This is a genomic window from Flavobacterium fluviatile (genome assembly GCF_010645065.1).
In the GTDB taxonomy this organism is placed as follows: Bacteria; Bacteroidota; Bacteroidia; order Flavobacteriales; family Flavobacteriaceae; genus Flavobacterium; species Flavobacterium fluviatile.
In genome coordinates, this window is sequence record NZ_JAADZW010000022.1 from 45,959 (window position 1) to 58,383 (window position 12,425).

The 12,425-nt window shown below is 36.7% G+C and carries 9 protein-coding genes; 7 read left to right on the forward strand and 2 right to left on the reverse strand.

The genetic code is table 11. The features are described from left to right. Positions 1 to 249: 249 nt before the first annotated feature. From GXM17_RS17850 to GXM17_RS17865, 4 genes are read left to right on the forward strand one after another with little or no spacing between them, the layout of a single operon-like run. Positions 250 to 1,170, forward strand: coding sequence for a DUF4625 domain-containing protein (locus tag GXM17_RS17850; protein ID WP_163400814.1), 921 nt, complete (start codon positions 250 to 252; stop codon positions 1,168 to 1,170). Positions 1,171 to 1,182: 12 nt separating this feature from the next. Then, a complete protein-coding gene (locus GXM17_RS17855) occupies positions 1,183 to 1,653 on the forward strand; it encodes a DUF4625 domain-containing protein (RefSeq protein WP_163400816.1) in 471 nt (156 codons plus the stop codon). A gap of 12 nt (positions 1,654 to 1,665) precedes the next feature. Further along, positions 1,666 to 3,873: a TonB-dependent receptor gene (locus GXM17_RS17860; RefSeq protein ID WP_244307436.1), complete on the forward strand. Its 2,208-nt coding sequence runs from the start codon at positions 1,666 to 1,668 to the stop codon at positions 3,871 to 3,873. 51 nt (positions 3,874 to 3,924) lie between these two features. Then, a complete protein-coding gene (locus GXM17_RS17865) occupies positions 3,925 to 5,142 on the forward strand; it encodes a hypothetical protein (RefSeq protein ID WP_163400818.1) in 1,218 nt (405 codons plus the stop codon). Positions 5,143 to 5,269: 127 nt separating this feature from the next. Here the strand turns inward: GXM17_RS17865 and GXM17_RS17870 are convergent, their stop codons facing one another. After that, positions 5,270 to 5,848: a DUF4082 domain-containing protein gene (locus GXM17_RS17870; RefSeq protein ID WP_163400820.1), complete on the reverse strand. Its 579-nt coding sequence runs from the start codon at positions 5,846 to 5,848 to the stop codon at positions 5,270 to 5,272. Positions 5,849 to 6,052: 204 nt separating this feature from the next. On the opposite strand from GXM17_RS17870, the gene GXM17_RS17875 reads away from it, so the two are divergent. Beyond that, positions 6,053 to 6,757 carry a LytR/AlgR family response regulator transcription factor gene (locus GXM17_RS17875; protein ID WP_163400822.1) on the forward strand — a complete coding sequence of 235 codons (705 nt, stop codon included), beginning with the start codon at positions 6,053 to 6,055 and terminating at the stop codon, positions 6,755 to 6,757. Next, positions 6,758 to 8,839, forward strand: coding sequence for an ATP-binding protein (locus GXM17_RS17880; RefSeq protein ID WP_163400825.1), 2,082 nt, complete (start codon positions 6,758 to 6,760; stop codon positions 8,837 to 8,839). 221 nt (positions 8,840 to 9,060) lie between these two features. Here GXM17_RS17880 and trxA read toward each other — a convergent pair whose 3' ends face one another. Next, complete coding sequence (gene trxA, locus GXM17_RS17885) at positions 9,061 to 9,378, reverse strand: thioredoxin (RefSeq protein ID WP_026712447.1); 318 nt, start codon at positions 9,376 to 9,378, stop codon at positions 9,061 to 9,063. Positions 9,379 to 9,666: 288 nt separating this feature from the next. Here trxA and GXM17_RS17890 point away from each other — a divergent pair, with 288 nt between their 5' ends. Further along, complete coding sequence (locus tag GXM17_RS17890) at positions 9,667 to 12,120, forward strand: AsmA family protein (protein ID WP_163400827.1); 2,454 nt, start codon at positions 9,667 to 9,669, stop codon at positions 12,118 to 12,120. The last annotated feature ends 305 nt before the right edge of the window (positions 12,121 to 12,425 follow it).

Sequence of the window (12,425 nt, forward strand, 5' to 3'; positions counted from 1 at the left end):
TCGATTAACATTCGGACTAAATCTAATTCAGGTCTAGTTAAGGCTGTTATTTTTTAAGCATTGTTTGTTCACACAAAGTCGTGAAGACGCAAAATTTAGAACGATTGTCTTTGCCCCTTTGCGACTTTTCGAAGCTAAATCAAAGAAAATCTTAACCTAATGTCTTTACCCTAAAAGCTTAAAGGCATTAAAAAACTCTTTCGTAACCCAAATACTCTTTATAAAATGATTAAAATCAAATCAGAAAAAATGAAAACAACAAAACTCATTCTGGCATCGTTCTTTGCTGCTCTTGCTTTTACGGGTTGCGACAGCGACGATTCAGAACAAGAAAAAGTAATTCCAAAGATTGACAAAATCGAATTGGGTCTTGGCAATAATGAAACCGGAACTATCGGTCAGGATTTTCATTTTAATGCCGAAGTAACAGCCGGAGACAAAATTGAAAATGTACAGGTGAAAATTGTACAAAGAACTACAGAAACCTATTCAAAACCCTGGTCACACGAAATTACCTGGACACAATATGCCGATGCTAAAAACGCTACTGTTCACAAACATTTCGACATTCCGGAAGATGCGGCCGAAGGAAAATACGATTTCATCATTAATGTAAATGACCAGAACGGAACCAAACTTGAAGTGAAGAAAAACCTAACGATTTACAAACTGGAAAATATTCCTGTAAATCCGGTAGCTTCTGTTTTTACGGTTTTCATCAACGATGCTTTTATGTACCGAAAAGGCAAGTTTTCTGATGCTAATGCGAAATACAAAAACAACGATGTTTTCAGCTCGCAAGTTTCACTTCAGGGTATAAAAGGCGATGGAATCATGTACCTGCTTCTTATTAATAAAAATGTCAAACACAGTCCGGAAAGCGTGGATCAGATTGATTTTAAAAAAGTAATTGTCTATGATGTTTTCGAACATAAAAACATTGAAAACGCGGGAGAATTCTCGAATATTCCATGGGACGGAACACAGTTTACGAGAGACACCCCAACCCTGAAGATTGGAGCCGCAAAAGACAACAATTCTCCTATCCAGCAAGACCTGGCAGCTAACAAATCATGGGTTTCAGGAGATTACACTTTCCTTGTTTTGTACAAAAACACTACCTACAACATCAATTTTTCGCAGTCGGTTGATCTTCCGTTTGCCCTTTAATCAAAATCAAAAATGAAAAAGATACCATTTTTATTAGGCGTTTTTGCCCTCGCAATTATTTCTTCCTGCTCAGGCGATAATGCGGAAATCGATACCGAATATCCTGTAATCGACATTTCAGCAGCCGATGCTTTTCCAATTCAGTGCAGCACCATTGAACGTGGACAAACCTTTACTTTCAAAGCTAAATTTAATGATAATGCAGAATTGGGTTCTTACAGTCTGGACATTCATCACAATTTCGATCATCACACCCATAGTACCGAAGTGAACACCTGCGAAACCGATGCAGTAAAAACACCGGTAAAACCAATGCTCTTCATCAACAATTACACTATTCCAAGTGGTGTGAAAAGTTATGAAGCAACGGCTCAAATCGCAATTCCTGCCGATGTTGATCCCGGCGATTATCATTTTATGATCAGACTGACAGACAAAGAAGGCTGGCAGACGCTGAAAGGTTTAAGTATTAAAATTTTATAATATCAGTATTTAATGAAGAATGCCCTATCCATTCATTGGAAATATTGTTTTTTACTCATGAGTTTATTGTTTTCAGCTGCAGTTATTTCTCAAAATCAGCCTTCAGAAAAAAAACCTGAAATTAAAGAACTCAATGAAGTTTTAGTCAACAATAATACTGTCGAGAAAAGCAAAAAAGAAGAATCGCTGAATGTTGAAACGGTAAACAATAGTTTCATTCAGCGGAATCTTGGCGGAAGCCTGATGCAGTCTTTGCAGCGGTTGCCGGGCGTTAAAACTATTTCGATTGGTTCCGGTGGTTCAAAACCGCTCATTCGGGGACTGAGTTTTAATCAGGTGATTGTGGTCGAAAACGGGCTGAAACACGAAGGCCAGCAATGGGGCGCCGATCATGGTCTGGAAATCGATCAGTATGCGGTAAACCGGGTAGAAATCATAAAAGGCCCTTCTTCATTCATTTACGGATCTGATGCTGTGGGTGGTGCGGTGAATATTAAACCACTTCCTCTCCCTTCTCAAAATACTTTCGGCGGAAGCGTGGATATTACCGGAAAAAGCAACAATGCCCAGTTTGGAAGTTCTTTAAATCTATTCGGAAGAAATAAAAACTGGTTCTTTGATTCACGTGTCACTACAATGGATTACGGCGATTACCGCGTTCCGGCTGATCGTGTTTATGTCTATAGTTATGAGGTTCCGCTATATAAAAATCATTTGAGAAATACAGCCGGGCGTGAACTCGATTTTCATCTGAGCACGGGATATTCGGGAGAAAAACTGAAATCTGTTTTTTATTTCAGCAACGTGTACACGAAAAGCGGTTTTTTCGCGAATGCTCACGGACTCGAACCCAGAAATGTCGATACGGAATTGCACGATAAATCGAGTCGTGATATTCTGATGCCGTATCAACAGGTCAATCATTTAAAAGTGAGCAATACGGCTTCTTTCAATTGGGGAAATCATGGTTTTGAAACCCAGATTGGTTTTCAGAAAAACTTTAGACGCGAATGGAGTCATTACGTCAATCACGGTTATATGCCACCGGTTTATCCTGAAGATATGTACGCTCCTCAGGATTTAGAACGCCAATATGATAAAGATGTCTGGTCGTTTTCTGCTAAAGATGAATTTAGAATTAAACGGCATGAAATTACTGTTGGAACAAATGTCGTTACACAAGAAAATGCTATTGGCGGATGGAGTTTTTTGATTCCTGCTTTCACACAATTTAATGCGGGTTTGTTTGCTTATGACAAAGTTGAACTAAATGATAAATGGTTTCTCCACGGCGCTGTTCGTTACGATTACGGAAAAATCAACATGAAATCGTATTACGACTGGTTTGAAAGTCCGGTTTCAGAAAACAATCAGACGCAAATGGAATATCTGCAGCGTTCTGAAGATTTGACTAAGACTTTCAACAGTTTCTCCTGGTCGGCAGGAGTGAATTATAATCCCGGAAATCTTTCGCTTAAAGCGAATTTAGGTTCAGGTTTCAGAATGCCGATTGCCAAGGAACTGGCTTCAAACGGTGTCAATTATCATTATTTCCGATTCGAAAAAGGGAATCCAAATCTGGATGCAGAACGTTCGTATCAACTAGATTTAGGCATCGAATGGCAGCAGCAAAACTGGACTTTTCAATTGACGCCTTTCGCCAATTATTTTCCGAATTTCATTTATCTGAATCCAACTTCGGCTCTTGATGTGTATTATGGCGCAGGAAATCAGGTTTTTGAATATGAGCAGAGTAAAGTCTTTCGCTACGGCGCCGAACTGCAGACACGTTATTATTTCCTGAAATCTTTAAGTGCAGAAATTGCGGCAGAATATCTTTATTCAGAACAAAAATCAGGAAGCAAAAAAGGATACACGCTTCCGTTTTCACCGCCGCCTTCAGTGCTTTTCGGACTAAATTATGAACCACAAATTCGTTTTTTAAAAGAATCTTATTTCGCTGTCGATTATCGCATTACAGGAAAACAGGACCATATCGTTCCGCCCGAAAAGAAAACCGAAGAAAGTCATGTTTTTAATCTCGCTTTTGGAACTAAAATCAAAACCGGAAAACAGGACATCAGCCTAAGTTTTCAGATTCAGAATTTATTTAATACGAAATATTTAAACCATACCAGCTTCTACCGGCTTATTGAACTTCCGGAAGCCGGCCGGAATATTATTGTTTCAATGAAAATTCCGTTTTCTGTCTCCAGATAACATTAACTATTAAAAATCAATTATTAACAAATTTTAAATCATTTTATCACAATGAAAAACAAATTTCACAAACTCTTATTTTTATTTGCTTTATCGCTTTTTGCAATTTCCTGCAGCAACGACGACGACAATCATGACGATCATGAGCATGACACTTCAGAAGAACATACTTTTATCCGAATTTTACTTTCTGATGAAAAAACCACGCAACTTACGCTTTTTGATCCGCATGAAGATAAAATCAGTTCTTTTACAGCTAAATTTCCAAAATCGGCTTTGTACACGACTGAGTCAGGACGTTTTGCCGGAATTGTTCACAGAGACAATAATTTCGTTGAAACATTCGACAGCGGTTTGGAAATGCACGGAGACCACGTAGATGTTGATGATGTTCCTAAATTTGGCATTTTAACCGGCAGCGGATTAAAACCAACGCATTTTAAAAGCAAAATTGGAGAAATCCTGACGTTTAATGACGGAGACGGAACACTTTCTGTTGGTAAAGAAGGAGATGTGCACAAAGCCGGAGCGACATTCAAAATCATAAATGCAGGGTTATTGGCGCATCACGGCGCAATGGCGACTTTTACAAACGGAACGTATGCGATTACCGAAAAAGACAATTCGGTTACAGGATCGCTCCCTGAAAAAGTAAAAATCATTGACAATACCGGAAAAACGCTTTTTGATGCTAAAATTGTAACCAAAGGAATTCACGGAAATGCTTCAGACGGAGTTTACGCCGTTTTCGGTTCTGCGAGCGGAATCTTGGTTGTAGAAAGCAACGGAAACCAAAAACTAATTGATCATCCAGCAGATTTTGGAACAGCCTGGTTTGGAAGTATTTTAGAAACAGCTTCTGCAGGAAAATTTATTGGTTACACAGCTGCAAAAGGGGCTTATTTAATTGATGTTGTTGCCAATACTGTAAAACCAATAATTGCAAACACGACCATTATGCAGTGCAAAGTAAGCTACGATCATAAAAAACTGGCGGTTCTTTTATTCTCAGGAGAGTTTAAGCTTTTCAATATCAGCAGTCTTCAGGTTGAGAAAGAAATAAAAGCAACTTCAGAAACGGCTACTGATGCCACATTAAAACCTCAAATGGCGGTTACAGACAGGTTTGCATACATCACTTCGCCAACAACCGGAGAATTATTGCAGATAAATCTTTCGACATCGGAAATTAAGAAAACAAAGGTTTCAGCTACGCCTTACATGATTACGGTTATTGGGCATGAAAACAGCGAAAACCACAGTCACTAATTATCATCAAAATATTAAACTAAAAAACGGCACTTTACAATTTAATGTGCCGTTTTTGATTTTTACAAACAAAAAAGGCCTGACTTTCGCCAGACCTCTAAACATACTAATTCAACTGTTCAAAATATTATTCTGTCTGCTGAAAATCGAAACTTAAATCTCCTGCATTATATGTTGATGAAACGTTGGTAGGAAAAATCTGTGCCGTACCCGAAAGCCATCTGTACTCATTAAAAGTGATGTTTCCGGCAACAACAGGATATGTAGTAGCAGCGTTATCCGCTTTATTCTTTTTATACCAGTCATTAGAATTCATAGAAATCAGGTATTTTTTATCCTTTTCCAAAGCCAGCTCACTGATTTCTTTTTTAACCTCAACATCTGCAGTCGCAACATTTAAGGTTTCGGAACGTAAAACGGTTTTTGTATTATAATCCCAGATGGTAACACGTAAATTTGGATTTGTAGCAGGCAATTTTAAAGTAATAGCTTTTATTTTTCCTTTTACCGTTGGTGTAAAAACCAATCCGAATTCGTAATCTCCCGAATTGATAAAATTGGTTGAAGTGGTAAATCCTGTTTGGGTATAATAAGCTGCCAACGGATTTTCGGTCTTAAATTTTGGTGAATTATCATCATCGCTGCTGCATGAAACAGTAAATATTGCAATTGATAAAATGGTAAAAATAGTTTTAAATGGTTTCATAATAATTTTAGTTTAAATTTGGTCAAATGATTTTTATTTAATTCAATAACATTTATTTTTGTAAAAAATCAAAAGCGCAAACAGGTGATTATTTTTTTGCTTATGCTGAATTACAAGACAAATTTGCGTCAATAAAATCCTGATAAAAACAACCAATAGACGAACAACATTTTAAATAGACAGACGACATAAAAACAGCTGTGAATGATGAAAAAATATTCCTGCATTATTGTAGATGATGACGAAATTGACAGGCTGACTGTATTGTCTTTTGCCAAAAAATTTCCGGTTTTGGATATTTTAGGTGTTTTTGATTCGGCTGAAGAAGCGCTTCCTTTTATAGAAAATCAAAAAGTGGATATTTTATTTCTGGACATTGATATGCCGGGTTTAAGCGGAATTGATTTCAGAAAAAAAGCTTTAGAAATTCCGGTTTGTATTTTTATTACCGCTCATCCGGAACATGCGGTCGAAAGTTTTCAGATCGAAACCCTGGATTTTATTGTGAAGCCATTAAAACTCGATCGTTTTACACAAACTATGAAACGTATTGAGGAATTTATGGAAATCAAACTTAAAGCTTCACTTTTTGAAGCCAGTATTGGCGGAGATACGATTTATATCAAAGAAGGCCATGAGCAGACCAAAGTAAAACTGCATGAAATTTTATATCTGGAAGCCCTGAAAGATTATACCTTAATTGTTACCGAAAGAAAAAGGCATTGTGTTTTATCGAGTATCGGAAATTTATTGAAAGAAAATCACTTTCAGTCTTTTATTCGGATTCACAGAAGTTTTGCTGTTCAGAAACAGTTTATCCAGAAAATGAATTCGACTGAAATTATCCTGAATAATAATGTCTCCATTCCGGTTGGCAGAAGTTACAAAGACAACCTTAACCTCATTTAGATGAATAAAGCCGGTTTTTTGATTTTGTCTGTTTTTATAATTGTTTCTGTTTTTGCACAGCAGCCAAATTTAGCACAATATAAAACTACGGATCAGAAACTGAAGGTCTTGGTGAAATATTCTCAGGATCTTTTAGACAAAGAAGAATATTCCAAACTTATCATTGCTACCAAAAAAGGGATAGAACTTTCAAAAAACCATTATAAATATTTAAGTACATTTTATCTGCAACAAGGAATTGCTTATGAATTTAGTAACAACCAATATAAAAAAGCGTTAGTCAATTATGAAAATTCATTGAAATATGCTCAAAAAGTCCGTCATATCGAAAACCAGACTTCCTCTCTGATGCGGCTTAATTATATCTATTATTCTTTAAATGAAAATAAAAAAGGCAAAGAGTTAATCCAGACGATAAAAAAAGTACTTGATACCACCAAAAGCAATTATGTACGCGCGGTTCTTTATGGAAGTCTGGGCGAATATTATCTGAATACTTCAGAATACGAAAATTTTATTGGATATCAGCTAAAAGCCATAAACTATAAAAAACAACTTGATAAAAGTACCGCTAACACTGAAAATATTGGAGTTTCCTATTGCCAAATTGCCAGCGCTTATGTCAAAATGCAACAATTTGATAAAGCTATTGAATATTTAAACGAGTCGAAACCTTACATAAAGACCTCACCCTACATCAGTGCCTTTTCATCCAACTATTTAATACAATGTTTTGCTGCCAAAAAACAGCCGGACAGCATTAAAAAATATTATAAATTAATCTACACCTTTCCAACTGCAAAAGATTCCTTGTTTCTTAACTTAAGTTTTGCAAACCAGAGTATGTCTAAATATTACGCTGATGAGGGAGAAATTCAGAAAGCTTACTATTATGCCAAAAAAGCTGTTTTATTGGGACAAAAATCTACAGACGAAGAAATTCTTATGGAAGCCAATACCATAATGGGAAGGGTTCTTTATGAAAAAAGAGATTACAAAAATGCAATCAAAACCCTTAAGGAAGCATCCAAAAATGCCTTAAACTACGACAAAGAGTTTTTTGTTATCATCAATCAGAAACTTTCTCAAAGCTACGCAGCTCTCGGAATTTGGAAAGAAGCTTTTCACTATAATCAAATTTACTCCAAATACAACGACGAAATGATGCACGAGTCGGCAAAACAAAGCATTGCCAATGCCGAAGCCCGTTATCAGAACAACACTAAAAAACAGGAAATAAAAAATCTCTCCGCTCAAAATACCATCAAAAACATTCAGATTGAAGAGGCAAAAAAACAGCGGATTTATTTAATTTCAGGATTGGCATTGGTGGGTATTATCGGATTATTGCTCTTCAGACAAAACCAAAACCGCAAAAAAACAAATGAAAAATTACAGCTTCTGAATCAGGAACTTGATGAAGCCAATAAAATCAAGGCGCGATTTTTCGGAATCCTGAACCACGATTTAAGAAGCCCGATTTCAAATCTGATTCATTTTTTACACCTTCAAAAAGAAAATCCGGAACTTATTGATGAAGAAACCGCTTTGCGAATGCAGACCAAAATAATTTCAGGAGCCGAAAATTTATTATCCTCCATGGAAGATATTTTGCTTTGGAGCAAAGGCCAGATGGAAAATTTTAAACCGCATTTTAAAAATATTCCCATCGAAACTATATTCGAAGATTCCGAAAAGCATTTTTCAGCCATAGAAAACATCGAAATTTCATTTGAAAATCCGGAAAAAATTCTTTTAAACACAGATGAAAATTATCTGAAAACCATCATAAGAAACCTGACCGGAAATGCCGTAAAAGCCCTCGAGAAATGCAAAAACGGAAAAATAATCTGGAAAGCCTGGCAGGAAAACAATCAAACGTATCTTTCGATAACAGATAACGGACCGGGAGAAAATCTGGAAAAATTCAAAGCACTTTATGATGATTCAGAAGTCATCGGAATTAAATCCGGATTGGGCCTGCATTTAATCCGGGATCTGGCGGCAGCGATTAACTGCAAAATAGAAGTCATCTCAAAACCGGGTTTCGGAACTACTTTTACTATTTTATTCAACACATAGTTTTGAAAGAAAATCTGACAGCAAAATTTTCACGCAGATTTTAAAAAGATTTAGGCAGATGCACGCAGATTAATTGTAGGTGGACATCTAAATTAAATCTGCTTTAATCTGCAAAATCTGCGTGAAACAAAATCATTTCATTCCGGGGTAACCTAAATTCTTGCCAATAAAAAAGGCCTGATTTTCATCAGACCATTTTTATATAAATCATAATCCTACGATTACAACAAAGCATCTAAGCTGTCTGCGTAGGTTTGTTTCGGAGCCACTCCTACTTGTTTACCTACAACTTCACCGTTGTGGAAAACCAAAACGGTTGGAATGTTACGCACACCGTATTTTGCAGCGAATTCCTGGTTTGCATCAACATCAACTTTTCCAACAACAACTTTACCTTCGTATTCGCTGCTCAATTCGTCAATGATTGGACCAACCATTCTACAAGGACCGCACCATGCTGCCCAAAAATCTACCATTACAGGTTTATCTGATTTCAAAACTACTTCCTCAAAAGTAGCATCTGTGATTGCTAATGCCATAATAATTTATTTTAAGATTATCCCTGCTTGCTGAGGGAAACAATTTTTTAATAAGTTTTAAAACTTGAGTACAAATTTAGAAATTTTAAATCAATCAAACGTTATATGAAAATTAGTTTTGGTTATAAATGTATTGTCAATACTTATATCTCGCTGTAAAATGCGCTTCTGTTTTTTCTTACATAAATTTCTATATCTAAATTTACCATTTAATATTTTGAAATTCAAAACATTAACATTTTAGATAGTTTTTTAGCTTATCTTTAATACTATTTAATCTGATCTCCGATGAAAGCAACTTTACAAAAAGTAAAAACCTTCCTGCAATCAGCCGGTTTTAAAAAATACGTCAAACGTTTCAGTTATCTTATTTTAGGCGGAATCGGAATCCTTCTTATCACCTGCGGAGCCTTGTCGGTTTATTTCAATCATAATAAAACGGAGATCATAGCCAAAATCAATACAAAAATCAATGAGAACATCAATGGAGAATTCCATATTGGTGATTTTCAGTATAAGCTTTTAACAGGTTTTCCGAATTTTACTTTAGCACTAAAATATGTCGAACTAAAAGACAATCAATGGAATACACACAAATATACTTTACTAAAAGCCAACGAAATCGAAGTTCGTTTGAACGTCTGGAGTTTGCTGCAGAAGGAAATCAATATTCGCAAAATGCTTATTAACAACGCTCAGATTTATGTGTATAAAGCCGAAAATGGTTACTCGAACGCTAATATTTTTAAACCTAAAAAGAAAAAAACAGCCGAAAACAAATCAGAAACCGAAACCATAATCAATCACGTTGAGTTCAACCACGTACATTTTACATTAGACAATCGCTTGGGAGATAAACTGTTTGATTTTGATGTGGCCAGTTTAAAATCGAAAGTTCGTTATAATGGTGACAACTGGCAAACCAATGTTTTTCTGGATACGCAGATCAACAGTCTGGCATTCAATACAATTCATGGGAGTTTTGCCAAACAAAAAAAACTCAAAGGAACTTTAGCTGTTTCTTTTGATTCTGAAAAAGAAAAAATAGATGTTAAAACCAAGGGATTAAAAATAGGCGAAGATTCTTTTGATATCATGGCCTTTTTTAATGTAGGGAAAAGGAATTCGCTTTTCGGAATCAACATTGGTACCACGATTTTATGGCAAAGCGCTTCCAGCCTCTTATCCGGAAACATAAGTTCGAAGCTGAATCGTTTTGATTTAAAAAAGCCTATTGATGTAAACTGTGATATCAAAGGTGATCTTAATGTCGAAGGCGACCCTAAAATTGTGGTTCAGGCACTCATAAAAGATAACGAACTCAACATTCCCGACGGATCAATTACCGATTGTAATTTTAAAGGCATTTTTACCAATAACTTCAAACCAAAAGCAGGTTTTAGCGATGCCAATTCCGCCATCATTTTAACGCGATTTTCAGGAAAATATAAAAATGTTCCGCTTACAATTCCGCAATTATCCATCAATAATCTGGACAAACCGCTGGCAACCGGAATCGTAAATTCTGATTTTGACATTAAAAACCTCAACGAAGAAAACACCGAAAAATGGATTGATTTTACCGAAGGTCATGCCTCGGCCAACTTAAAATTTCAGTTTGATATTGTCGATTTGTACATCACCAAACCTCGTTTTATAGGAAACATAAATGTCCGGAATGCCTCTTTCCATTTTATTCCGAAAAACGTTCATGCCGAAAAAATCAACGTACAGCTCGAATTTACACAAGAAGCTTTGCTTATTAAAAAAATCGCCTATAAAAACAAAAACAACACCATTTACATCGAAGGCAAAATCGATAATTTCCTGAATCTATATTATGACGCTCCCGAAAAAATGGTCGTAAACTGGAACATTTATTGCCCAAGTATCGACATCAGGCAATTTCTGGGCGTTTTGGCTTCTTCTCAAAAAAAGAAAATTACTGCCAAAAAACCTACCATGTCGCATCAGTTGCGGACAGCGATCGAAAAATGCATTGTAGACATCAGTATCAAAGCCGATAAAATCACCTATAATAAATTGACCGCAACCAACACCAAAGCCCGAATTCAGATGATCGATTCACGGCTTGTCATCAAAAACGGTTCGCTGCAGACTTGTGGCGGAAGCATCAATTTTAGCTCCACCGTTTCTCCAAATGGCAAAAACTACAATTTCTCATCAAACGCGCAGGTCAATCAGGTTGATATTACGAGTTTTTTAAAGTCGTTCAGCAACTTCGGAATCACGTCTTTTTCTCCAAACAACATCCGCGGAAAACTCACCAGCAACGCCAATCTAACCGGTTTAATCAACAGCAACGGCGAACTGATCCCGAATTCGGCACACGGAAATCTGGTTTTCAAGGTCAGTCAGGGCGCTTTACGAAACTTTGAGCCTATTATGAAAGTCGGCAAATTTGCTTTTCCGTTTCGCGATGTCGAGAACATCACGTTCAGCGATTTATCCGGCAATTTCAAACTTCGTGGCGAGCAGGTCGACGTCAATAAACTCACCATTAGTTCCAGCGTTCTCAACCTCGATGCAGAGGGCGTTTACTCCTTTGGCCGTGGCACCAATTTAGCCCTCACCGTCCCCCTCCGAAACTCAAAAGACGACGCCAAACTCGCCACCAAAGCCGAGCGCGATGCCGTTCGCCAACGCGGAATCGTCCTGCATTTACTTGCTGTAGACGATGCCGGAAAAATGAAAATTAAATGGGGGAAGAAGGAGAAATGATAATTTCACACACAAACTTGTCATTCAGAAAAACCCAGTTTGTCAATTTCGAGGACTGAAAAAACAGTCCAGTTTGTCATTCCGAGGAACGAGGAATCCCCGCAAGAAACTCGACAAAGATTTGGAATTTGGAATTTAAAAAATATTAGAATTTAGATTTTAAGGAGCTGTTCCTGCTCTCCGCTGTATCTTTTGCGCCGAAACCCGCCACAAAAGGATGCCGCTTCGATCAGGGCTCATATCTTTGACATAGATTAAAAATATGAAAATGTATCTTTGAAATACTAACAATTAATAAACAAAAC

What these genes read in the sequence shown, in the direction of transcription:
- GXM17_RS17850 (WP_163400814.1), top strand. Translation starts at nt 250, where the DNA reads ATGAAAACAACAAAACTCATTCTGGCATCGTTCTTTGCTGCTCTTGCT.
- GXM17_RS17870 (WP_163400820.1), bottom strand. Translation starts at nt 5,848, where the DNA reads ATGAAACCATTTAAAACTATTTTTACCATTTTATCAATTGCAATATTT.
- GXM17_RS17860 (WP_244307436.1), top strand. Translation starts at nt 1,666, where the DNA reads ATGAAGAATGCCCTATCCATTCATTGGAAATATTGTTTTTTACTCATG.
- GXM17_RS17875 (WP_163400822.1), top strand. Translation starts at nt 6,053, where the DNA reads ATGATGAAAAAATATTCCTGCATTATTGTAGATGATGACGAAATTGAC.
- GXM17_RS17865 (WP_163400818.1), top strand. Translation starts at nt 3,925, where the DNA reads ATGAAAAACAAATTTCACAAACTCTTATTTTTATTTGCTTTATCGCTT.
- GXM17_RS17890 (WP_163400827.1), top strand. Translation starts at nt 9,667, where the DNA reads ATGAAAGCAACTTTACAAAAAGTAAAAACCTTCCTGCAATCAGCCGGT.
- GXM17_RS17880 (WP_163400825.1), top strand. Translation starts at nt 6,758, where the DNA reads ATGAATAAAGCCGGTTTTTTGATTTTGTCTGTTTTTATAATTGTTTCT.
- trxA (WP_026712447.1), bottom strand. Translation starts at nt 9,378, where the DNA reads ATGGCATTAGCAATCACAGATGCTACTTTTGAGGAAGTAGTTTTGAAA.
- GXM17_RS17855 (WP_163400816.1), top strand. Translation starts at nt 1,183, where the DNA reads ATGAAAAAGATACCATTTTTATTAGGCGTTTTTGCCCTCGCAATTATT.